18 protein-coding genes and 1 riboswitch are annotated in these 22,242 nt (G+C 61.7%); of the genes, 4 read left to right on the plus strand and 14 right to left on the minus strand.

Features of this window, described 5'->3' with window-relative positions; all coding sequences use genetic code 11:
* Positions 1 to 47: 47 nt before the first annotated feature.
* From GGD53_RS06295 to metA, 6 genes are all read right to left on the minus strand, one after another.
* On the minus strand, positions 48 to 776 hold the full coding sequence (locus tag GGD53_RS06295) for a sugar isomerase domain-containing protein (protein ID WP_184454589.1): 729 nt from the start codon (positions 774 to 776) through the stop codon (positions 48 to 50).
* Between the two features lie 17 nt (positions 777 to 793).
* Positions 794 to 1,945, minus strand: a complete 1,152-nt coding sequence (nagA, locus tag GGD53_RS06300) for an N-acetylglucosamine-6-phosphate deacetylase (RefSeq protein ID WP_184454591.1) — start codon at positions 1,943 to 1,945, stop codon at positions 794 to 796.
* A complete protein-coding gene (locus GGD53_RS06305) occupies positions 1,945 to 2,976 on the minus strand; it encodes an SIS domain-containing protein (RefSeq protein WP_184454593.1) in 1,032 nt (343 codons plus the stop codon). Before GGD53_RS06305 ends, nagA begins: the two co-directional genes overlap by 1 nt.
* Positions 2,969 to 3,745 carry a GntR family transcriptional regulator gene (locus GGD53_RS06310; RefSeq protein ID WP_184454846.1) on the minus strand — a complete coding sequence of 259 codons (777 nt, stop codon included), beginning with the start codon at positions 3,743 to 3,745 and terminating at the stop codon, positions 2,969 to 2,971. Before GGD53_RS06310 ends, GGD53_RS06305 begins: the two co-directional genes overlap by 8 nt.
* Positions 3,746 to 3,980: 235 nt before the next feature.
* A complete protein-coding gene (locus GGD53_RS06315) occupies positions 3,981 to 5,003 on the minus strand; it encodes an aldose epimerase family protein (protein WP_184454595.1) in 1,023 nt (340 codons plus the stop codon).
* A 119-nt stretch (positions 5,004 to 5,122) separates the two neighbouring features.
* Positions 5,123 to 6,046, minus strand: coding sequence for a homoserine O-acetyltransferase MetA (gene metA / locus GGD53_RS06320; RefSeq protein ID WP_020922563.1), 924 nt, complete (start codon positions 6,044 to 6,046; stop codon positions 5,123 to 5,125).
* A gap of 49 nt (positions 6,047 to 6,095) precedes the next feature.
* Positions 6,096 to 6,173, minus strand: a riboswitch (SAM riboswitch).
* 153 nt (positions 6,174 to 6,326) lie between these two features.
* Here metA and GGD53_RS06325 point away from each other — a divergent pair.
* A complete protein-coding gene (locus GGD53_RS06325; RefSeq protein ID WP_184454597.1) occupies positions 6,327 to 8,186 on the plus strand; it encodes an ABC transporter ATP-binding protein/permease in 1,860 nt (619 codons plus the stop codon).
* Between the two features lie 55 nt (positions 8,187 to 8,241).
* On the opposite strand, the gene GGD53_RS06330 is transcribed toward GGD53_RS06325, so the two are convergent.
* The 3 genes from GGD53_RS06330 to GGD53_RS06340 are packed head-to-tail and all read right to left on the minus strand — an operon-like array spanning position 8,242 to position 11,308.
* A complete protein-coding gene (locus tag GGD53_RS06330) occupies positions 8,242 to 10,062 on the minus strand; it encodes an ABC-F family ATP-binding cassette domain-containing protein (protein ID WP_184454599.1) in 1,821 nt (606 codons plus the stop codon).
* A gap of 3 nt (positions 10,063 to 10,065) precedes the next feature.
* Positions 10,066 to 10,722 (minus strand): thiamine diphosphokinase, encoded by a 657-nt coding sequence (locus GGD53_RS06335; protein ID WP_184454601.1) that lies wholly within the window; start codon positions 10,720 to 10,722, stop codon positions 10,066 to 10,068.
* 58 nt (positions 10,723 to 10,780) lie between these two features.
* A complete protein-coding gene (locus tag GGD53_RS06340; RefSeq protein ID WP_184454603.1) occupies positions 10,781 to 11,308 on the minus strand; it encodes a MarR family winged helix-turn-helix transcriptional regulator in 528 nt (175 codons plus the stop codon).
* Positions 11,309 to 11,422: 114 nt separating this feature from the next.
* Here GGD53_RS06340 and GGD53_RS06345 point away from each other — a divergent pair, with 114 nt between their 5' ends.
* Entirely contained in the window at positions 11,423 to 12,961 is a 1,539-nt protein-coding gene (locus tag GGD53_RS06345) for an MDR family MFS transporter (protein ID WP_184454605.1), read from the plus strand.
* Positions 12,962 to 13,347: 386 nt separating this feature from the next.
* Positions 13,348 to 14,892 (plus strand): M48 family metalloprotease, encoded by a 1,545-nt coding sequence (locus GGD53_RS06350; protein WP_184454607.1) that lies wholly within the window; start codon positions 13,348 to 13,350, stop codon positions 14,890 to 14,892.
* A 52-nt stretch (positions 14,893 to 14,944) separates the two neighbouring features.
* Here the strand turns inward: GGD53_RS06350 and GGD53_RS06355 are convergent, their stop codons facing one another.
* The 5 genes from GGD53_RS06355 to GGD53_RS06375 all read right to left on the minus strand — a co-directional run bounded on the left by GGD53_RS06355 (position 14,945) and on the right by GGD53_RS06375 (position 21,271).
* The gene (locus GGD53_RS06355; RefSeq protein WP_011427212.1) at positions 14,945 to 15,808 is read right to left on the minus strand and encodes an RNA polymerase factor sigma-32; all 864 of its coding nucleotides are present in this window, start codon (positions 15,806 to 15,808) and stop codon (positions 14,945 to 14,947) included.
* 375 nt (positions 15,809 to 16,183) lie between these two features.
* A complete protein-coding gene (locus tag GGD53_RS06360; RefSeq protein ID WP_184454609.1) occupies positions 16,184 to 16,756 on the minus strand; it encodes a CarD family transcriptional regulator in 573 nt (190 codons plus the stop codon).
* A 393-nt stretch (positions 16,757 to 17,149) separates the two neighbouring features.
* Positions 17,150 to 17,488 (minus strand): ferredoxin FdxA, encoded by a 339-nt coding sequence (fdxA, locus tag GGD53_RS06365; protein ID WP_011427210.1) that lies wholly within the window; start codon positions 17,486 to 17,488, stop codon positions 17,150 to 17,152.
* A 193-nt stretch (positions 17,489 to 17,681) separates the two neighbouring features.
* Positions 17,682 to 18,086 (minus strand): RNA-binding S4 domain-containing protein, encoded by a 405-nt coding sequence (locus GGD53_RS06370; RefSeq protein WP_184454611.1) that lies wholly within the window; start codon positions 18,084 to 18,086, stop codon positions 17,682 to 17,684.
* Positions 18,087 to 18,088: 2 nt separating this feature from the next.
* Positions 18,089 to 21,271, minus strand: coding sequence for a helicase-related protein (locus tag GGD53_RS06375; RefSeq protein WP_184454613.1), 3,183 nt, complete (start codon positions 21,269 to 21,271; stop codon positions 18,089 to 18,091).
* 798 nt (positions 21,272 to 22,069) lie between these two features.
* Between GGD53_RS06375 and GGD53_RS06380 the strand changes: the two genes are divergently transcribed.
* The gene (locus GGD53_RS06380) at positions 22,070 to 22,225 is read left to right on the plus strand and encodes a DUF3309 family protein (protein WP_003543790.1); all 156 of its coding nucleotides are present in this window, start codon (positions 22,070 to 22,072) and stop codon (positions 22,223 to 22,225) included.
* Positions 22,226 to 22,242: the final 17 nt, after the last annotated feature.

Here is a 22,242-nt window from a genome sequence, read left to right on the forward strand (position 1 = left end):
CTCCTCACGAATTGTGCCTGCGACATCAGCAGGCTTTATCCGCTATCTCACAGATGCGGGTTGCGCGGCCGGTATTTCTTGACGAGCTTCTGGTTGATCTCGGCTGCACCCGGCATGTTGGCGCTGAGATAAACCGACGCATTGCCGGATTTCGAAAGCTCCGAGGCGACTTCGGCAAAGATCGCGTTGATGATGGTCACCCCGACCGCCGTCGAGACCGGCCCGACCCGAAGCCCTGTGCCCTCGAGATCGACAACGGCGTCACCCGGCGGCAGTCCGTTGTCGAGCACCACGTCGGCGACGTCGGCGAGCCGGCGGCGGCCATTGGCGATAGCCGAGGAATAGGCGATCGAGGTGATGGCGATCACCTTTGCGCCGATGTCGCGGGCATAGTCGGCGGCTTCGATCGGCGCGGCGTTCACCCCCGAATTGGAGGCGATGATGATGACGTCGCCCGGCTGCATGCCGTAACGCTCCAGCATCGGCCGCACCAGGCCTTGCGTGCGTTCATAGACCGAACTGATGACCGCACCCTCATGCAGCATGGCCGAGCCGACGAGTACGGGCACGGTGAAGGCAAGCCCGCCGGCACGATAGTGCACCTCTTCCGCCAGCATATGCGAATGGCCGGTGCCGAAGACATAGACACGTTTGTCGCCGCGGGCCGCATCGAGGATGACCGCCGCAGCCTGCGCCATCGGCCCGGCAAGCGTCTGCTTCAGCTCTTCCAGCCGGCTGATAAGGTTGGTAAAATAGGCATCGGTAATGTCGGTCACCCTACTTCTCCTTGAATTCAGGCCGCTTCGCCGGCAAGCCAGGTGGCGGAGACGGTGAGCGTATCGGTGAGGTGCACGAGATCGGCACGCGCGCCCGGTGAAAGATGGCCGCGATCGGCAAGTCTCAGGAAACGGGCGGGATAGAGGGTTGCCATGCGCAGCGCCTCGGCGAGCGTCAGGTCGAGATAGGCGACGCCGTAGCGGATCGTCGAGATCATGTCGACATCGGAGCCGGCGAGCGTTCCGTCGGAAAGCACCAGCTTCGAGCAGAAGCCGCCCCTTTCGCGCCGGACGGTGCGGCCGTTCAGCGTGAACGAGTCCTGCTGCGAGCCGACAAGCGACATCGCGTCGGTGACGAAGAACAACTTGCCTTCGCCGCGCTTGGCGCGCAGCGCCGTGCGCAGCGCCTTCGGATCGACGTGATGGCCGTCGGCAATGATGCCGCACCAGGTTGCGGGATGATCGATGGCTGCGCCGACGAGGCCGGGAGCACGGTGTCCCATCTGGCTCATGGCGTTGAAGAGATGCGTGACCCCACGCGCTCCGGCATCGAAACGTTCCTCCGCCGCCTCGCTCGAACAATCGGAATGGCCGATGCTGACGGTAACGCCGGCTTCCGCAAGCTCGCGCACCTGGGCGACCGTCACCTGCTCGGCCGCGATGGTGACGAGCAGCGTGCCGATCGACTCACGTGCCCGGATGAAGGCCTTGACGTCACGGTCCTCCACTGGCCGCATCAGTTCGGCCAGATGCGCGCCCTTGCGGGCCGGCGCCAGATGCGGGCCTTCGAGATGCAGGCCGGCGACGCCGCGGTTCTCTTTTACAGCCTCCTTCGCCGCCTCGATGGCGGCATCGGTCGCCTCCGATGTATCGGTGATCAAGGTCGGCAGCAGCGATGTCGTGCCGTAGGGCCGATGCCCGTCGGCGATGATATCCATCGACGCTGGGGAGGGCTCGTCGTTCAGCATCCGGCCGCCGCCGCCATTGACCTGCGCATCGATGAAGCCGGCCGACAGCACGCCGCCTTCAAGGGTTACCGTCTCGCCATCGGGCAGGTCGTTTCCCGCGACGATCGTTTCGACGCGGCCTTCGGCAAGGACGAGTGCCTTGTCGTCATGGAAGCGCTCGCCGTCGAAAATGCGGGCGCCGACGAAGATCTTGCGTCCCATCAGACCGTCTCCGTCACCTTGAGCAGGTTGGCCGGCCGGTCGGGGTCGAAGCCCTTGCGGCGCGTCACCGATTCGATCAGCCGGTAATAGACGAGCAGCGATACAAGCGGATCGACAAGACCGTTGCCCGTCGTCGGCACGCGCAGATTGATGCCGGAGAGCGGCTGCGTGGAGAAACCGACAGTGGTGGCGCCGAGCTTCTGCAGCCGCTCCAGCGCCTGACCGTTATTGGCGAAGGCCGCATCGTCAGGCGCAAAGGCGACGATCGGAAAGCCCGGCTGCACCAGGCGCATCGGGCCATGCATCAGTTCCGCCAGTGAAAAGGCCTCGGCGTGCAGGCCGGAGGTTTCCTTGGCCTTCAGCGCCGCTTCGAGCGCGATCGCGAAGGCCGGGCCGCGGCCGGCCGTATAGAGCGAGGTCGCATGGAACAGCACCTCCTCGGCCGCCGCCGTGTCGATCCCGGCGGTCGCCGAAAGCGCCTCCGGCAGTTTTTCCAGTGCTGCATGCAGGTCGGACGCGCCGCCGATCGCAGCCGTCACGCCGGAAAGCGCGGCGACGGAGGCGATGAAGGATTTCGTTGCCGCCACACTCTTTTCCGCGCCGGCGTTGAGGCCGAGGACGATATCGGCCTGTTTGGCAAGCGGGCTATCGGTGACATTGACGACGGCGATCGTCGTCGCGCCGCCCTTCTTCGCCGCTTCCTGCAAGGCGACGATATCCGGGCTCGCGCCCGACTGCGAGACGGTGAAATGCACGCCGCCCTTCAGGTGCAGGGCCGCACCATAGACGGAAGCGATCGATGGGCCGACCGAGGCGACCGGGACGCCGCAGGTGATCTCGAACAGATATTTGAAGAAGGTGGCAGCATGGTCCGAGGAGCCGCGCGCGGCCGTCGTCACCACGCTCGGGCGAGCGGATGAAAACAGCCGGGCAATCTCGCCAAAGACCGGCTTTTCGTTGTCGAGAAGCGTGGCCACCACTTCGGGTGATTGGCCGGCTTCCTGCAGCATCAGCGACTGGTTCTCACTCATGGTCATCTCCAATTCTCAATTCGGCAACGAAATCGTAGGCATCGCCGCGATAATGCGAGCGGGTGTATTCGACGACGCGCTGGTCTTCCAGGCGCGAGACACGTTCGATCAGAAGCGCCGGCGCGCCTGCCTTGACGTTCAGCATCGCGGCATAGGACGCATCGAGCGTGACGGCGGTCAGCCGCTGCAGCGCACGCACCGGCCGATGGCCATTCGCCGCCAGCGCATCGTAGAGCGATCCCTCGCCGCCGGCGTTCTCCCCCAAAAACTTGACCGGCACGACGGCGCGCTCGATCGCCAGCGGCAGGCCATCGGCGAGGCGCAGCCGGTCGAGCCTCAGCACCGGTTCGTCGCCGCCGAGGCCGAGCAGGAAGGATTCCTCCGGCGACGGCGTGTTGACCTCCCGCGACAAGATGCGTGCGGCCGGCAGACGTCCGCGCGAGCGCATGTCGGCGGAGAAGGAGGAAAGCCGCCACAGCGATTGCTCCATGCGCTCCACCTTGCCCGATACAAAAGTACCGCTTCCGTGGCGCGATTCCAGTGCACCCGTCGCCATGAGGTCGCGATAGGCAGTGCGCACGGTGACGCGGCCGAGCTTGAGAGCCTCGGCAAGATCGCGCTCGCCCGGCAGCGCCGTGCCGGCCTTCAGCAAGCCCTCCTGAATGAGGCTGGTCAGCGCCTGCGCCAGCCGCTTGTAGAGCGGTCCGGCCAGCGCTTCGTCGCGCAGGCCGCGCCTATTGAGTTCAGCTACTAGACTGGTTCTATCCATGGACACACAATAGAACCTATATAGAACCAATCAGCAAGCATGAATCGCAAGGCGCAGAAGAAAAAACCCTCTCCGGCAATCCGAAGAGGGTTCATAGCGATCAAATTTGACAGCCGTGCGTCTCAGAGCATGTCGCGCAAAAGTGTGCGGCGGTTTTGCGATAACGACATGCGTAAAAGCAAAAACCTAAAACGCGAGGAGCGAATCTGAAAGATCGCGACGCGCTTTAGAACGCTCAGCTCTTGGTGAAGATATAATCCGTTTCCTGGCGCAGCACCTCGCCCGGACGCAGGACTGCATTCGGGAAGCCCTCGTGATTGATGGCATCCGGCCAGACCTGCGTTTCCAGGCAGAAGCCGGCGAACGGGCCGTATTTGCGCCCGCCGAGGCCGGGAGCGCCTGTATTGAGCTTGAAGCCGGCATAGAACTGCACGCCCGGCTCGGTGCTGCGTACTTCGAGCGACACGCCGGAATAGAGGCTGCGGGCGAGCGCCACGGTCCGTTTGGCGGTGCGCTCGCGAGACAGGCAGAAATTGTGGTCGTACAATACCTGTTCACTGCCGACGAAACGCTTCATCGGAGCCATTTCGCGGAAATCGAATTCGGTGCCGGCAACGGGGCGGATTTCGCCGGTCGGCACCTGCTTCTCGTCGGTCGGCAAATAGTGATCGGCGGCGATCATGATGTCGTGGCCCAGCGCATCTTCGCGGCCGTCGAGATTGAAATAGGCGTGCTGGCAGACATTGGCGAGCGTCGGCTGATCGCTTGTTGATTCGTAGGTGATCGACAGTTCACCATTGCCGTGCACCCGGAACGTCGCCTGGATGGTGCAATTGCCCGGATAGCCGGCGCGGCCGTCGGGATCGACGATCTTCATCACCAGGCGGTCGACCTCATGCTCGACGATCGTCCAGTTGCGCTTGGCGATGTTGTCGCTGCCGCCATGTAGATGTGTGACGCCGTTTTCGTTCGGCTCGAGCTGATAGTCCTTGCCATCGAGCGTGAACCTGCCGCCGCCGACGCGGTTGGCGCAGCGGCCAGGCGTCGCGCCGAAATAGGCCGAATAGAGGGGATAGCTGTTGAAATCCTCGAAGCCGAGCTGCAGCGGCGCCTCATGGCCTGCAAGGCGCAGATCCTGTATGACGGCGCCCCAGGTGATGATCCTGGCCGTCAGCCCGCCACCCTTGATGACGACGCGATAGACGGTCTCGCCCGCCTTCGTCTGACCGAAAACTTCCCGCTCCAACTTATCCGACATTATCGACCGTCCATTCCTTTGCGCGTCCGATAAAGACACGCGGCGCTATAGGGTTTCGGACGGGAACCTGCCCGCATTTCTTCCAAACCGCAACCGGGCAGGTCAGAAAGAAATGCCGTTCAGAGATCCATGCCGATCTCTTCGACGTCATAGGGCGTCGTCTGATAAATCTCGTTGATCCAGTTGCCGAACAAGAGATGCGCGTGGCTGCGCCAGCGGTTCTGCGGGGCAAGCGTTGGATCATTATGCGGGAAGTAATTGTGCGGCATCTTGATCGGCACGCCGGCATCCACATCGCGGAAATACTCATCCGAAAGCGAGGTGGAATCATATTCGACGTGGTTGAACATGTAGAGCCGCCGGCCCCTCTTCTCGTGCACGAGGCATACGCCCATCTCGCTGGACTCCATCAGGATTTCCAGGCTTGCGGATTTCTCGATATCTTCGCGGCGCACCTCGGTCCACCGCGACACCGGGACCTCGAAATTGTCGGAAAAGCCGTTTAGATAGATGGAGGAAGGCTTCAGGTTCCGGTGCCGGTAGACGCCGAAGGCCTTTTCCTTCAGCTCATATTTCGGAACGCCGTGGAAGTGATAGATCGCCGCCATCGCGCCCCAGCAGACGTTCATCGTCGAATGGACGTTGGTCTCCGTCCAATTGAAGATCTCCTGCATCTCTGCCCAATAGGTAACGTCCTCATAGGGGAGAAGCTCGATCGGCGCCCCGGTAATGATGAAGCCGTCGAACTTGCGCTGCTTCACCTCTTCCCAGGTCTGATAGAAGGCAAGCAGGTGATCTTCGGATGTGTTCTTAGCCTTGTGGCCGCCGATGCGGATGAGTGACAGCTCCACCTGCAGCGGCGAAGCGCCGACGAGACGGGCCATCTGCAGTTCGGTCTTGATCTTGTTGGGCATCAGGTTGAGCAGCCCGATCTGCAACGGTCTTATATCCTGACGGATCGCCATCGTCTCGGTCATCACCCGCACACCTTCCTGAACCAGGGTTTCGAAAGCGGGCAGCGTATCGGGGATCTTGATGGGCATTTGCGGTCAACTCGATCAAAAATAAAAAACCGGCGGCGAAAAAATCGCTACCGGTCCGCACGCGGCCCTTTAGCGAATTTTTTAACGTGGCTGCAAGCCGGCCGGCCAAATCACCACGGAGTGCCTTAATTAGTCCCAGTTGAGCCGCGAATCAACTACGAATGCATGCAGGAGCGGTGGGTCAAGAATCATCACAGTTTAATGACTGATAAAATCTGTTGATAGACCGGTAACGCCACCATGTTAATAATGACAGTATGGGCGGTGTTGGAAAAGCATGATGGCAGATAAGATCGAGGGGAGGCCGGGCACCAGGAGGCAGGATAAGGTTGGTTACGACTTCAGCCTGACATATCGCCTCGGAGTAATGTTCTCGGCATTCTGGAATTCTGAAGTGCGTGGCAAGGTGCTGTTTCTGGCGACCGTGCTGATCCTTGTCATCCTGGTGACGGCCTATGGCCAGGTCATCCTCAACGAGTGGAACGCCCCCTTCTACGATTCGCTCGAGCGCCGCGATCTCGGCGAATTCTTCCACCAGCTCGAAATCTTCGCAATGATTGCCGGCACGCTGCTGCTGCTCAACGTGCTGCAGGCCTGGCTGAACCAGATGACGGCGCTCTATATGCGCGAGGGCCTGTCGCGCGATCTCGTTGACCAGTGGTTGAAGCGCAAGCGGGCGCTGCGGCTCGCCTCGAGCGGCCTGATCGGCGTCAATCCGGACCAGCGCCTGCACGAGGATTCCCGCAACCTCGCCGAAAGCACCACCGGACTCGTGCTCGGCCTCTTACAGTCGACCATTCTTCTGGTGAGCTTCATCGGCGTGCTCTGGGAGCTGTCGAGCGGCTTCGTCTTTCACATCAGCGGCCACAGCTTCTCCATACCGGGCTATATGGTCTGGGCGGCGATTTTCTATGCCGCTTCTGCCTCGGTGCTGAGCCAGGTCGTCGGCCGCAAGCTGGTCAAGCTCAATGCCGACCGGTTCTCGAAAGAGGCCGAGCTTCGTTTCACCCTGATGCATGCCAACGAGAACATGCCGGCGATCACCGTCGCCCGCGGCGAGGAGAACGAGCGCCGGCGCATCAATACCGACATCAGCTCGGTACTGAGGGTCGTCAAGCGGCTCGCCATGGCCAATACCAATCTCACCTGGGTTTCGGCCGGCTACGGCTGGCTGGTGATCGTCATTCCGATTATCGTTGCCGCACCCGCCTATTTTTCCGGCGGCCTCACCCTCGGTCAGCTGATGATGTCGGTCGGCGCCTTCAACCAGGTCAATACGGCGTTGCGCTGGTATGTCGCCAATTTCGGCCCGATCGCCGAATGGCGTGCCACGCTGATGCGCGTCACCGACTTCCGCCAGGCGCTGCTCGACATGGACGAGGACTTTGGCCTGAAGGGCAGCATCGCATACGAAAACACCGCCCCCGACCGGCTGACGCTGAAGGATGTGGTGATCAATGCCAAGATCGGCGAAGACATCGAGGAATGCGGCGGTTTTCGCCTGCGTGAAACCGATATCGTGATCAAGGCCGGCGAAAAAATCATGATCAACGGCGATCATAGCGTCAACCGCAAGCTGCTGTTTCAGGCCTTGGCCGGGCTCTGGCCGTGCGGCAGCGGCACGATGGGTCTGCCGCCGATCGACGACATGCTGTTCGTTCCGCAGATCGCCTATATTCCGGGCGGCACGCTGCGCGAGGCGCTTGCCTTCCCCGAAAGCCCCGATGCCTACGAGCAGGCTGCCGTCGAGGCGGCCCTTGAAAAGGCCGGCCTGCACTCTCTGATCGCAAGGCTCGATACCCGCGCCCGCTGGGACAAGCTGCTCGACGGCGATCAACAGAAGGCGATCGGCTTCGCCCGCCTGCTGCTGGTGCGCCCGCGCTGGATCATCTTCGACGAAGTGCTCGAGGGCATGGAGCCGGAATGGCAGGAAACGATGTGTAGCGTGCTGACTTCGATGCCCGAAACCGGCATGATCTATATCGGCCGCTCTGAAACCTATCTGGAGGCGCTGCAGCCGCGGGTGCTGCATCTGCAGGCTCTGCCTTCGAGATCCGAAGAGCCGCAGCAGCAGGTCGCCCAGACCACCGGCGCCAGCGCCAGTGCGGGCGCAGCCGCCGTTCCCGCGCCGGCGCTTTAAGACGTCCCCTCATCGGCAGGGCCCTGCGTGACGCGAGCGGCTGAGTGCGAGAGTCTCAGCCTTCCAGCTCTTCCCGCAGCATTTCGAGCTCCAGCCATTCCTCTTCCATCTTGGTAAGGCTGACTCGCAGCTTTTCCATCTCGCTTGCAAGCCGGTTGAAGGCAGCGGGGTCGCGCGTGAAGAGATTGGGATCGGCCATGACAAGTTCGCGCTTGGCGATCTCGGCCTCGGCCTTGGCCATTTCCTTCGGCAGATTGTCAAGCGCGAATTTCTGCTTGAAGGAAAGCTTGCTCTTCGAGGCTGCGCCGGAAGCTGTTGTCTCCTGCGCCTTCGGCTTCTCCGCCGCTTTCTCGGCCTTTCTGCGCTCTTCGAGCGCGCCCCTGCGCTGCGCCAACATGTCCGTGTAGCCGCCGGCATATTCGATCCATCGGCCGTCGGGCGCATCCGGCACGGCGGGCGCGATCGTCGAGGTTACGGTGCGGTCGAGGAAGTCGCGATCGTGGCTGACGAGGATGACGGTGCCGGGAAAGCCGGCGACGATTTCCTGCAAGAGGTCGAGCGTCTCGATATCGAGATCGTTTGTGGGTTCGTCGAGAATCAGGAGGTTTGCCGGGCGCGAGAGGATGCGCGCCAGCATCAGCCGGGCGCGCTCGCCGCCGGAGAGGCTCCTGATCGGCGTGCGCGCCTGTTCCGGCTGGAACAGGAATTCCTTCATGTAGCCGGTGACATGGCGCTGCTCGCCGTTGACGAGCAGGTTTTCGCCGCGCCCGTCGGTCAGGTAGTTTGCAAGCGTATCCTCGGGATCGAGGTCCTCGCGCTTCTGGTCGAGGGTGGCGATCTCCAGGTTGGTGCCGAGCTTTATTGTGCCGCTATCCGGGGAAAGCTGGCCGGTCAGCATTTTCAGGAGCGTCGTCTTGCCGGCGCCGTTCGGCCCGACGAGACCGATGCAATCGCCGCGATGTACACGGATCGAGAACGGCGTGACGATGGCCCGGTCGCCGAAGCTCTTGGTGATCTTCTCGGCCTCGATCACCAACTTGCCGGATTCCTGCGCGTCCGAAACCGTCGCCTGCACCGTGCCCTGCGGCCCCTTGTGGCCGCGATATTGCGAACGCATCGTCTGCAGCTCGCCGAGGCGGCGCATGTTGCGTTTGCGCCGGGCCGTGACGCCGTAGCGCAGCCAGTGCTCCTCGCGCTCGATTGCCTTGCCGAGCTTGTGCTGCTCGAGCTCTTCCGCCTCCAGCACCTGATCGCGCCAGGCCTCGAAATGGGCGAATCCCCTGTCGAGCCGGCGCGAGGCGCCGCGGTCGAGCCAGACGGTCGCGGTCGAAACCTTCTCCAGGAAACGACGGTCGTGCGAAATCAGCACCAGGGCACTGCGGGTCTTCTGCAGTTCGCCTTCCAGCCATTCGATGGTCGGCAGGTCCAAATGGTTGGTCGGCTCGTCGAGCAGGAGAATATCGGGCTCCGGCGCCAGCACCCGGGCAAGGGCGGCCCGGCGCGATTCGCCGCCGGAAAGGGTGCTCGGATCTTCCTCGCCGGTCAGGCCGAGATGGGACAGAAGATAGGTCACGCGATAGGGGTCGTCGCCCGGTCCCAGCCCGGCCTCGGCATAGGCCTGAACGGTGCTGAAACCGGCAAAGTCCGGCGCCTGTTCGAGATAGCGCACCGTCGAGGACGGATGGCGGAAGACCTCGCCGGACTGCGCCTCGACCAGGCCGGCGGCGATCTTCAGGAGCGTCGATTTTCCCGAGCCGTTGCGGCCGACGAGGCAGATCTTGTCGCCGGGCTCGACCTGCAGCGCTGCACCCGCCAGCAGCGGTGCGCCGCCGAAGCTCAGGAAGATATCGTCGAGTTTCAAAATGGGAGGGGCCAAATATCAGACTCCGGAAAGATCATAGGGGCGGGCAAGCACGATCGCCCGGCCGCTCTCGAGCGAAAAGCGAACCTTGCCTTCCGCGACATTTGAAATGGTGCGCGATGAGCCGAAAGGCAGGTGGAAATCCGTGAGCGGATAACGCGCATTCTCGATCGAAAGTCCGGTCAGCGGACCAAATCCGGGCACGGAAAACAGGCTGCCTTTAGGAAGATCGAGCTCGATCGTGCCGGGAACCAGCGGCACTGCCTCTTCCTTGCCGGAGGTCAGCAGTACGTCGAAACCCTTTTCCGCCAGGCCGACAGCCGACAGCAGATGCTGAAGCGCATGGTCGGATCGTTCGCCGCCGAGCGCGCCGGCGAGGATCAGCCGCTGCGCACCACGCGCGATCGCTTCCGACACGGCAATCTCGCCGTCCGTTGCCGCCTTCGCTGCGGGATAGGGCTGCTTCGGCACATCGAGAAAACCCGCTTCGAGATCGGGGGGGGTCGAATCGAAATCGCCGACCCAGAGCTCAGGCATGACCCCAAGCACCATCGCATGCCGCATGCCGCCATCGGCCGCGATGAAACGGCTGCCGCCGATCGCGTGGCGCAGGCGTTCCGTCAGGCTGAGTTCGCCGCCGAGCAGAATGGTGAAAGTGGATTGGCTCATGGGCATTGCCCTTAGCGCAAACGCGGGGGCGAGGGGAAGGGGCCCCGACGGACGGCGCTTCGCCTCAACCGGGCGTGTCCTTGTCGCGCGACAGAAAGATCGCCTCGTAGCCACCGATGAAACGTTCGAACAGCGTCGCGAAACGCTCTATGTCCTCGCGTGGCCAATCGCAGACGATCTCGGAGATAATTGCTATTTTCTGCGCATGGATTTCGGCAAGCAGTGCCTGGCCAGCCTCGGTGATGACGACGACAATCCGCCGCGCATCGGCCTGCGAGGCCTCGCGCCGCAACACATTGCGTCCGACCATCTCGGCCACCACCCGGCTAGCGCGCGACGGGTCGATGCGCAGCATCTCCGCGATCAAGCCGACGGTAACCTCGCCGGGCGACTCAGCCCGCCGCACGGCGTCCAGTACGTCGAGATGGGAAAGCTCAAGGCCCGGTGCGGCGCTTTGGATTGCCAGCCTACCGATCAATCGTCGCCCGGTCATCAGGCGCATGCGCGCCATGCTCCTGCCGATGCGAGGCAGGTTCTCATCGTCCGGCTCGGCCCGACTGTTGGACAGGATCTTCGTCAGCGTCTCATTCATGACGGAACCATAGCAGAGCGGCGGTCAAAATTGAATATGCCGGGGTCACTCATGTGCCGTTGACAATTACATGCTGATAGCACATAAAATGGATCGAACCCGGAAATATGCCCCATGGACATGCAACCCGCGCCTGCGCCGCTCGTGACGGACCGTCGTCGCCGGCTTATTCTCTTTTTCTTTCTGATGACCGCCATGTTCATGGCGACGCTTGATAATCAAATCGTCTCCACGGCGCTGCCGACCATCGTCGGCGAGTTCGGCCATCTCGAACGTTTCGGCTGGATCGGCTCGGCCTACCTGCTGGCGCTCAGCGCCGTCATGCCGCTCTATGGCAAGCTCGGCGACCTCTTCGGCCGCAAATATGTGATGATGACCGCGATCGCCATCTTCACCATCGGCTCCGCGGTCTGCGGCTTCGCCGTCTCGATGAACACGCTGATCGCCGCCCGTGTGCTGCAGGGCCTCGGCGGTGGTGGCATCATGGTATCGATCTTTGCCGTCAACGCCGATCTCTTCGAGCCGCGCGAGCGGGCGCGCTATCAAAGCTATTCGAGCCTCGTGCTGATGGCTTCAGGCGCGATCGGCCCTGTGCTCGGGGGCACGATGAGCGATCTCTTCGGCTGGCGCTCGATCTTCCTCGTCAACGTGCCGATCGGTTTCATCGTGCTCACCGGCCTTGCCTTCATGCTGCCCTACCGCAAGCCGCATCGACGCCCGAAGATCGACTATGCCGGCGCGCTGCTGATCGCGCTGACGACGACGAGCATCGTGCTTGCCACAGACAGCAGCGAATTGTTCGGCTCGTTGATCTCACCACAGAGTATCGGGATCGTCGCCTTCGGCGCCGTCTGCGCCGTCACCTGGGTTTTCGTCGAGCGCCGCGCGCCGGAGCCGATCGTTCCGCTGCAGCTCTTCCGCAATTCGACCTTCAGCCTCCTGCTGCTAATATCGGTGATGGGTGGCGCCATCGCCATCGGCATGGTCAACTATCTCGCTCTCTTCCTGCAGACGACGACCGGCCTTTCGCCATCGGCCGCCGGTCTTCTGTTCATTCTGCTGACCGGTGGTCTCGTCTGCGGATCGCTATCGGCCGGGCGTATCATCTCGATGACCGGCCGCTACAAACCCTTCGCCATCGCAAGCCTCACCTGCAGCGCCATTGCCTTCGCGCTGATGTCGCAGGTCCATGCGGGAACGCCGATCGCCTTCATCGGCGCGATCATGATGCTGCATGGCATCGGCATCGGTCTTGCGCAGCAGGTCCCCATCATCGGCGTGCAGAATGCCGCCCCCGCCCGCGACGTCGGCGCTGCGACCGGCTCGGTGACGCTCTCGCGCATGGGCGGCGCCTCGATCGCCATTTCGATCTATGGCGCGATCATCGCCTCCGGGCTCGGCAAGGTCGGCGCTCCCATTCCCGGTGTTGTCGATATCGAACAGCTGACGCCGAAGATGATGGCTGCCCTTCCCGAAGCGAGCCGCCAGGCCGTCGCAGATGTCTATGCCGCCGCCTTCTCGCCCCTTTTCATGACTTCCTGCGCCATTGCCCTGATCGGCCTTGCTGCCGCAATGACGCTGAAGCCCGTGCAGCTGCCGCGCAGCGGGGAAATGAAGCGACCGCAATCGGCGGCGGCGGAAGCGGCGGAATAGCGGGCGGCATAACGGGAATATTCACCAGCAAACGTTCCATTATCGCGTAAATAAATTAAAAGTTGCGATTTTCTCGCGGGGCTGCCGTTTTCCAGCCTGTTGCTTCAATCAAACCGTTCTTTTTCCGTGCCGCCGACAAATCTATGCCTGCTGACGGAACTTTCGCCATAATTTCATCCGAGCGAAGGGAACCTCGATGCCTGAGGCTTGCTAAAATGCAACGGCGCCATAATTAAACAGAGTCTCGCTATGCAACCGATGCGTAAATCAGTTACAGCAACGACGTGTATCGGCCTAGCATGCGGCGCGAGATCAGGGGTGCGCACCTGTTGAGTTCCCCTTGCCAAGGCCGGTCCCTATCTGCGGCAAACCGGCAAAACAGCGACATGATGCGGAGAACCAGACTGGACAGCTTGACGACGTGGAAATCGCCCGCGCTTTCCAGTGATGCCATCTCTGCGGCGCGTCGCTTCACCCGTCGCCTCGTGCTGCTTTCAGCTGTCGCAATGGTGCTGAACGGGTGTCAGTCGCTGATCGAACAATCCTACCAGCCGAGCATCTCGCCGTCCTCCAATCCCCAGATCGTCGACGAGGTGCAGAAGAACGATCCGCGCGCGGCGATGGGCGCCCGTGAGCATCCGCGTATCGTGGCAAGCTACGGCGGCGAATATAAGGATGCCAGGACCGAGCGCCTCGTCGCCCGTATTGCCGGCGCGCTGACGGCGGTGTCGGAAAATCCGAGCCAGTCCTACCGCATCACCATCCTGAATTCGCCTGCGATCAACGCATTTGCGCTGCCGGGCGGGTATCTCTACGTCACCCGCGGCCTGCTCGCCCTTGCTAACGATGCCTCGGAAGTCGCCGCTGTGCTGTCGCACGAAATGGGCCACGTGACAGCGAATCACGGTATCGAGCGGCAGAAGCGCGAAGAAGCTGAAGTCATCGCCAGCCGCGTCGTCGCCGAGGTCCTCTCGAGCGACATCGCCGGCAAGCAGGCGCTTGCCCGGGGCAAGCTCAGGCTTGCCGCCTTCTCCCGCCAGCAGGAGCTGCAGGCCGATGTCATCGGCGTGCGCATGCTCGGCGAAGCCGGTTACGACCCCTATGCCGCCGCCCGCTTCCTCGATTCCATGGCGGCCTACAGCCGCTTCATGTCGGTCGACCCCGAAGCCGACCAGAGCCTCGACTTCCTCTCGAGCCATCCGAACTCCGCCCAGCGCATCGAGCTTGCCCGCACCCATGCGCGCGCCTTCGGCCAGGAGGGGACGGTCGGCGACAAGGGCCGCGATTATTATCTCGACGGCATTGACGGCCTGCTCTATGGCGACAGCCCGGAAGAAGGTTACGTACGCGGCCAGACTTTCCTGCATGGCGGCCTCGGCATCCGCTTCGACGTGCCGGTGGACTTCAAGATCGACAATAAGGTCGAAGCCGTGATGGCCACCGGTCCCAACGACATCGCCGTCCGCTTCGATGGCGTCGCCGACAACCAGAACCAGAGCCTCACAAACTACATCTCGAGCGGCTGGGTGACCGGTCTCGACCCATCGACCATTCAGCAGATCACCGTCAATGGCATGGAAGCAGCCACCGCGCGCGCAAGTGCCGACCGCTGGGATTTCGATGTCACCGTCATCCGCAACAATGCGCAGATCTTCCGTTTCCTGACCGCCGTGCCGAAAGGCAGCGACGCCCTCGAACCGACGGCCAATGTTCTGCGCGCCAGTTTCCGGCGCATGACGCCGGCTGAAGCTGCCTCGCTGAAGCCGCTGCGCATTCGTGTCGTCACCGTGCGGCCCGGCGAGAACATCTCGACGCTTGCCGCCCGGATGATGGGTACCGACCGCAAGCTCGATCTCTTCAAGCTCATCAATGCCCTGCCGACGGGTGCGGCCGTTTCCCCTGGCGATCGCGTCAAAATCATCGCCGAATAAAAAAAGCCCGGCTTGCGCCGGGCCAGTCGGTGCTGCTGGAGGGTAAAGAAGTTCAAGCGTAGGCCGCCATATGGGGGTCGGCGCTGACCAGTGCGCTGCGAAGCTTTTCCATCGCCCGGCTTTCGATCTGGCGCACGCGCTCCTTGGAAATGCCGAGATCGGCGCCAAGTTCTTCGAGCGTCGCGCCGTCTTCCGCCAGGCGCCGGGCGCTGATGATCTTCATCTCGCGTTCGTTGAGATGTTTCAGCGCCGAGGCGAGCCAGACGCGGCGGCGTTCGCCGTCGATCATATTGGAAACCTGCTCGTCCGGCAGCGGATCGTCGCTGACGAGAAAATCCATCTTCTCCGCGCTCTCGGCATCGCCGGAGACGGAAGGCGCCTGCAGCGAAGCGTCGTTGCCGGAAAGCCTGGCATCCATGGTCTGCACATCAGCGAGGCTGACGCCGAGGGCCGCCGCGATTTCCTGATGAATGGATTGCAGCGTCAGTTGCGTATCGCCCCTGGCGAGCTTGGCGCGCAGGCGGCGCAGATTGAAGAACAGCGCCTTCTGCGCCGAACTGGTGCCGCCGCGCACGATCGACCAGTTGCGCAGGATATAATCCTGGATCGACGCCCTGATCCACCAGCTGGCATAGGTCGAAAAACGCACGTCACGTTCTGGTTCGAAACGCGCGGCGGCTTCCAGCAGGCCGACATAGCCCTCTTGCACGAGGTCGCTCATCGGCAGACCGAAATTGCGGAATTTGCCGGCCATGGAGATAACCAGGCGCATATGCGCCATGGCGATTTGGTTGCGCGCACCGCGATCGTCGTGATCTTTCCAGCGGGTGGCGAGATCGTGCTCTTCCTGGCGGGCGAGATAGGGGGCGGCCATCGCGATTTTGATCATGCGCCGATCTGCAGACATGTTCTTCATTTCGATCTCCCGAAACAGGCCTTCGCCCTCAAAATGAACAATAAAACTCACCTTCCGGAACATCGCTGTCCGGACTGAATGGGGTTCCGAATGCAAAAGGGCCTCACCCTAGACTTTTCAGGGAAAGGCCCTATTTCTCATCATGTGCCGCTAAGACGGCTGGGTCGGACCTGTTTCTTCACGTTGCCGGACGGGCAATATTGAAAAGGCATGAGCCGCTCCTCACCGAATATTGACGGAATAGCAGTTCGCCCGACGAGCCAGCGCCCGACGGCAGTCCGCAATTACGTGTAGTAAACGCGTCAGTCGGGAAAAAGTTCCAATAAAAAACCCGGCGCGAAGGCCGGGTTTTTAGTTGGGAGAGACAGGCTTGCCTTAAGCGGCTTCGTCCTGCGAATCGTCTTCTTCGATCGCCTTGCCGCGCTTCGGACCCTTGTTGAGGTTGCTCTCGACGAGGCGGACGGCTTCGGTTTCCGACATCTTGTTGACGGCGGCAATTTCACGCGCCATGCGATCGAGCGCTGCTTCGTAGAGCTGGCGCTCGGAATAGGACTGCTCGGGCTGGTTTTCTGCACGATAGAGATCACGCACGACTTCAGCGATGGAAATCAGATCGCCGGAATTGATCTTGGCATCATATTCCTGGGCGCGGCGGGACCACATGGTGCGCTTGACGCGCGCCTTGCCCTGCACAACCTTCAACGCACGATCGACGAAATCCGTTTCCGAAAGCTTGCGCATTCCGATGCTCATCGCCTTGGCGACCGGAACCTTCAGGCGCATCTTGTCCTTTTCGAAATCGATAACGAAAAGTTCAAGCTTCATGCCGGCAACTTCTTGCTCTTCGATAGCGGTGATGGTACCGACGCCATGAGCGGGGTAGACGATCGATTCACCGGTCTTGAAGCCGTGACGTGCTGTAGAAGGTTTTTTCTGCTGAGTCGTCATTCTATTCAAAAACTCCCTGTTACGCTTCCGGCGGCGGCCGGAGCCGGGTCAGTCAGGCCCGGTTGAGACGGTTGCATCCGTCGGGTGACTTCACTCTGGTCCCATCAGGCAAAAGCAAGGACTTCTTGCGCGCGATCTGGGGGACCCGGCGCTCAAAGCGTTGATATGTCACGGAAACCGCGTACGGATTGGTTTTGCTTTCGTGATGGTTTTGGGCATGCGTCATGCCACAAATGGAACAGTAGGCGAAACCTATCACAAAAATATGAGGAAATCAATAATTTGCTTCGTCTGAGTCATGCGGGCAACACAGATCACCCATATGCCAGACGCAGATTTAAAACGTTTCACCGCATGGCCGCTCAAATGCGGCGGCCGAATCGCGCAACCGTCTTAGTCGCCGGAACCGGGTTTTTCGGAGAAGTATTTCTCGAATTTTCCGGTCTGGCCATCCATTTCCTTGGCCTCCGGCAACGGGTCTTTCTTGACCGTGATATTCGGCCAGATGCTGGCATACTCGGTATTGATCTTCAGCCATTTGTCGAGGCCCGGCTCGGTATCCGGCTTGATCGCCTCGGCGGGACATTCCGGTTCGCAGACGCCGCAATCGATGCATTCGTCGGGATGGATGACGAGAAAATTCTCGCCTTCATAAAAGCAGTCGACGGGGCAGACTTCCACGCAATCGGTGTATTTGCACTTGATGCAATTGTCGGTCACGACATAGGTCATGAAGAACTCCAGGATTTCATGCGGATGGGGCCGGGCAACCTGGAACGTCGCGCCTATCCCCTTGCCGGGCGAAAAGCGTGGACAGGCTTGGCAGGCAAGCACGCTTCCGGCAAGTTGTCAGTGACCTATCGGCTTTAGCGCCGGATTTCAAGGATAAACGATCTGCAAAAGCCGCCACCACAGACAGAGTTTTCTAATCCTCGTCCGACATCAGCCTGTCGATTGCACGTCTTTCCTTCTTGGTCGGACGGCCGGTACCGGTCGCACGGGTCGCTTGCTCAAACGGCGTGAGACGTTTTGTCTCATCCGGCGGTGGGGATTGGTCGTCGTAGAGCAGGCGAGCCTCCTCATAGGGACCCCGCCGCTCCCCGGCGAGACGCACGACGAGGATGACGTCGCGCCGCTCCAGCGTCAGTTCGACACGGTCGCCCGGCTTGACCATCTGGCTCGGGTGACTGCAGCGCTCGCCGTTGATGCGCACGTGCCCCGACTGGACATGGCTCTGGGCCAGCGAGCGCGACTTCACCATGCGCGTGAAGAACAGCCACCTGTCGATGCGCTGGCGCGAACCGCTTGCCGGCTGTGTCTCCCCGCCCATGATTACTTCTTCATCTGTTCCTTGAGAGCTGCGAGCTTGGCGAAGGGCGAATCCGGATCGATCGGCTTCTCCTTGCGCGGCGGCTTAGCCTCGAAGCGCAGCGGCTGGGCGCCGCGATTGTTGTTGCGGTCGTTGCGGTCATTGCGATCGTTACGCTCGCCGCGGTCCTTCCGGTCGCCACGATCCTGACGATCACCGCGCGGCTGGTCCTTGCGCTCGCCCCTTGCCTGCTGCGGCCTGCCGCCGTCGCGGCCGCCACCGTCCTTGCCGCGGCCGTGGCGGTTGTCGCGCCCGTCGCCGCCACGGTTGCCCTCGCCGCCTTCACCACCGTTCGGACGGCGATTGCGCTCGCCGCGCTCCTGGTTCTGGCCGCCCCGGCGTTCGCCATGGCCGCCGCGTGCCTGGCGATGATTGTCATTGCGGCCGCCGAGACGCCACAAAAGAACCGGCTTCGGTTCCGCCGGCTCGCCAGCTTCCCCGGAAGCGGCAGCCTCTGCTGTAGCGGTTGCCTCAGTCACTTCGGCCGCAGCGTTGCCGTCGTTCGCTTCTGTCGCGGGGACATCGGCCGCCGTCGAAGCCGGCTCGGCTGCGGATGGCTCGGAAGCAGCCTCTTCGCTCGCTCCGTCGGCATCATCGTGATCGGCTTTTTCCGCCGCTTCTTCCGCGGATGCTTCCGCGGAGGCGGCAGGGGCTGAAGCTGCGTCTTGCGCCGCAAGATGGGCCGACGCCTCTTCCGCCTTCACGGCATCGGCGCGATAGCCGAGGCCCTTGAGGATCTCTTCCATGTCCTCGAGCGTCGCCCCAAGAATCGACAGCATCGCCGTCGTCGTCGTGAAACGGCGACCGTCATAGGCGCCTTCCGGACGATTGCTCTGACCGGGCTTCCATTGCAGCAGCGGACGAATGATATCGGCGAGCCGCTCCAGAATGTCGATGCGCACGGCGCGCTTGCCGAGGAAACGGAAGCCGGCGAGCTTGTAGAACATCCGCTCGAAGCTCGGATCGGTGACGACCGAGGTGCGCCCGGCGGCAAGCACGGGAATGAGATCGCCGTAGCCCGGCTTGTCGAGACCGTCGTTCTTCAACGCCCAGAGCAGCGTGATCAGTTCGGCCGGTGCCGGCTTCAGAAGGGCCGGAACAAAGATATGATAGGCACCGAAACGCACGCCGTAGCGGCGCATGGAGGCGCGAGCCTCCTGATCCAGCGACTTCACCTCCTCGGTGACGTCACGGCGGAAGAGCACGCCGAGATTTTCGACCAGCTGGAAGGCAAGGCCCTTGGCAAGACCCTGCAGGTCTTCGGCGCGCGACAGATCGTCCAGCGGCTTCAATACCGTGCTGATGTGATGATTGACGAAACGTTCGATACGGGCGGCGACGTGATCGCGGGCGTTGCCCGTCAACTGCTCGTCGGCAAGCAGGATCACACGCGGACGCATGACGTGGTCGCTGCCCGAAAGCCGCGCCACCGGATCGCCGAGCCAACGGATCAAGCCATCCGAACCGATCGCCAGATCGCTGTTGCCCGCGGCATGCAGCCGGGCCGCACGGGCCTCGAACTCGAGCGCGAGCGCCTTCTGCGACGCAGCCTGAACCGCCTTGGCATCCGGTCCATCCGTTCCCGCCACCGGGGTGAAACGGAATCCGCTCAACTGCCCTACATGATGTCCTTCAACGAAGACATCGCCATTCACACTGATTTCAGCTTCCAGCATCGCATTCTCTCTCAGGCGCTTCATGAGCACAGATGTCCTGCGATCAACAAAGCGTTTCGTCAACCTTTCATGTAACGCATCGGACAATCGATCTTCGATTTCCCGCGTCTTTTCCTGCCAATGTGTCGGATCGGCAAGCCAGCCGGGCCGATTCGAAACGTAGGTCCAGGTCCTTATCTGCGCGATTCGCGCCGAAAGCGTGTCAATTTCCCCATCAGTTCGATCCGAGCGATGAACCTGCTCCGCAAGAAACTGCTCGTTCACCGTGCCATAGCGCACGAGATCGGAAAAGAGGGTCGAAATAAGATCGGCATGTTGGGCCGGAGTGATACGCCGGTAGTCGGGCAGGGCGCAAGCCTCCCAGAGTTTTTCGACGCGGGCCGGCCTGTCGGCGAGGTCCATTACCTCGGGGTAGCGCGAAAGCTGCTCGAGCGCCTGCTGGTCGACCGCCGGCAGCGTCCGCGTCAGGCCGGGCACGCGCGGCCCGGCCTCCAGGCTGGCTCGCAGCGACTGAATCGAGGAGAAGTCCATCTCCGTCGTGCGCCACTGCAGAACCTTGACGTTGTCGAATTCATGTCCCTCGATGCGCTGCACCAGTTCCTCGTCGAAGGGCGAGACCTGTCCGGTGACGCCGAAGGTGCCGTCCCGCACGTGCCGGCCGGCGCGGCCGGCGATCTGGCCGAGTTCGGCCGGATTGAGGTTGCGGAATTGGTAGCCGTCGAATTTCCGGTCCTGGGCGAAGGCGACGTGATCGACATCGAGGTTGAGGCCCATGCCGATCGCATCGGTCGCCACCAGATATTCGACGTCGCCCGCCTGATAGAGCGCGACCTGTGCATTGCGGGTGCGGGGGCTGAGCGCCCCCAGCACGACCGCCGCGCCGCCGCGCTGCCGGCGGATGAGCTCGGCGATGGCATAGACCTCATCGGCGGAAAAGGCGACGATCGCGGAACGCTGCGGCAGCCGGGTGATCTTCTTCTGCCCGGCGTAAAGGAGGTGCGAAAGCCGCGGCCGCTCGACGATCGTAATCCCGGGCAGGATGTGCTGCAGGATCGGCCGCATCGTCCCTGCACCCAGCAGCAGCGTTTCATCACGGCCGCGAAGGTGCAGGATGCGGTCGGTGAAGATATGGCCACGCTCGAGATCGCCGGCGAGCTGCACCTCGTCGATCGCGACAAAGGAGGCTTTGGTCTCCCGCGGCATCGCCTCGACCGTGCAGACGGAAAAACGCGCATTGGGCGGCGAAATCTTTTCTTCGCCGGTGACCAGCGCCACGTTCTGCAAACCGACCTTCTCCACCACCCGCGTATAGACCTCGCGGGCCAGGAGCCTAAGCGGCAGGCCGATCACGCCGGTCCCGTGTGCGACCATGCGCTCGATGGCATAATGGGTCTTACCGGTATTGGTTGGTCCAAGCACCGCGGTCACACCGCGCCCGCTCAGAATCATCGGCTGCGAAGTCAGAGTCATGGTCCATGCAAGTGAGGCAGGCGCGCCCCGGGAAAAGTTTTGCCATCTCGATAGAGGCACAGAACACATGGACAGCTGCCGCCGCAAACGCAAGGGCAGATTTCAAAATGCGCCGGGGATTGCGACCTTTGCGAGTCGTCCGGAAGGTCCGCATCTCCGATTTGGAACAGCGTGAGAACGAATCAGAGACGAATCGCTGACTCCCGCTGATTCAGCTTTTGTTCACGGCTAAGTATTGATTTTGAATCACTTTTTCCTACTAAATGCTGAATCGCGGGACTCTCTCCTGTTCGCAATTTTGTCGCGCTGCCGGCGGTCAGTCATGCGCTTTTTGCTAAGTGAAAAATCCGCCGAAATTAACCCTTCGATCAAATCCGGAACGAATCGGCGACGAATCGCCGACTGCGCTGTTTTCCCCTTTCGTTCACGGCCAAATCTGGTGGCGTCGTGATGTTCCGCCGCTAGATGCGGGGCAGGCGGAAAGGTCTCGTCACGTCGGTGTTAATATTCCGGCGAGCAAATTCACACAGCCTTAAGCCTGGCAGGCTTGCGCCACTGGGCCGATCAAAAACGGAACGAATCACCGACGAATCGGAGACATCGAGACCTTCCCGCTTTGTTCACCGCAACATATTGTATTTAAATGCCTTTTTAACCATACAGGCGATTTGTGAGGGGTGACGGATCGCAAACCATGAATCGCCTTGCGTCCTAATTTACGCGCCCAACCGGGAACAAAAATCGCCAATGCGTGTTTCTTGTCCATCCAGATTGCGGATGAAATGAAGGAAAAACACCATGCTTGGCACGATACTTCTCGTTATCCTCATTCTGCTCTTGATCGGAGCTCTGCCAAACTGGGGTTATAGCCGTGGCTGGGGCTATGGACCTTCTGGCGGTTTGGGGCTAGTTCTCGTCATTATCATTATCCTTGTACTAATGGGCCGCATCTAAAGCCCGACAACCTGGGG

This window comes from Rhizobium aethiopicum (genome assembly GCF_014197535.1).
In the GTDB taxonomy this organism is placed as follows: domain Bacteria; phylum Pseudomonadota; class Alphaproteobacteria; order Rhizobiales; family Rhizobiaceae; genus Rhizobium; species Rhizobium aethiopicum_A.

Coding starts and splice junctions, on each gene's coding strand:
- nagA (WP_184454591.1), bottom strand. CDS start 1,945: ATGGGACGCAAGATCTTCGTCGGCGCCCGCATTTTCGACGGCGAGCGC.
- GGD53_RS06305 (WP_184454593.1), bottom strand. CDS start 2,976: ATGAGTGAGAACCAGTCGCTGATGCTGCAGGAAGCCGGCCAATCACCC.
- GGD53_RS06310 (WP_184454846.1), bottom strand. CDS start 3,745: ATGGATAGAACCAGTCTAGTAGCTGAACTCAATAGGCGCGGCCTGCGC.
- GGD53_RS06315 (WP_184454595.1), bottom strand. CDS start 5,003: ATGTCGGATAAGTTGGAGCGGGAAGTTTTCGGTCAGACGAAGGCGGGC.
- metA (WP_020922563.1), bottom strand. CDS start 6,046: ATGCCCATCAAGATCCCCGATACGCTGCCCGCTTTCGAAACCCTGGTT.
- GGD53_RS06325 (WP_184454597.1), top strand. CDS start 6,327: ATGGCAGATAAGATCGAGGGGAGGCCGGGCACCAGGAGGCAGGATAAG.
- GGD53_RS06335 (WP_184454601.1), bottom strand. CDS start 10,722: ATGCCCATGAGCCAATCCACTTTCACCATTCTGCTCGGCGGCGAACTC.
- GGD53_RS06340 (WP_184454603.1), bottom strand. CDS start 11,308: ATGAATGAGACGCTGACGAAGATCCTGTCCAACAGTCGGGCCGAGCCG.
- GGD53_RS06345 (WP_184454605.1), top strand. CDS start 11,423: ATGGACATGCAACCCGCGCCTGCGCCGCTCGTGACGGACCGTCGTCGC.
- GGD53_RS06350 (WP_184454607.1), top strand. CDS start 13,348: ATGATGCGGAGAACCAGACTGGACAGCTTGACGACGTGGAAATCGCCC.
- GGD53_RS06355 (WP_011427212.1), bottom strand. CDS start 15,808: ATGAAGAACATGTCTGCAGATCGGCGCATGATCAAAATCGCGATGGCC.
- GGD53_RS06360 (WP_184454609.1), bottom strand. CDS start 16,756: ATGACGACTCAGCAGAAAAAACCTTCTACAGCACGTCACGGCTTCAAG.
- fdxA (WP_011427210.1), bottom strand. CDS start 17,488: ATGACCTATGTCGTGACCGACAATTGCATCAAGTGCAAATACACCGAT.
- GGD53_RS06370 (WP_184454611.1), bottom strand. CDS start 18,086: ATGGGCGGGGAGACACAGCCGGCAAGCGGTTCGCGCCAGCGCATCGAC.
- GGD53_RS06375 (WP_184454613.1), bottom strand. CDS start 21,271: ATGACTCTGACTTCGCAGCCGATGATTCTGAGCGGGCGCGGTGTGACC.
- GGD53_RS06380 (WP_003543790.1), top strand. CDS start 22,070: ATGCTTGGCACGATACTTCTCGTTATCCTCATTCTGCTCTTGATCGGA.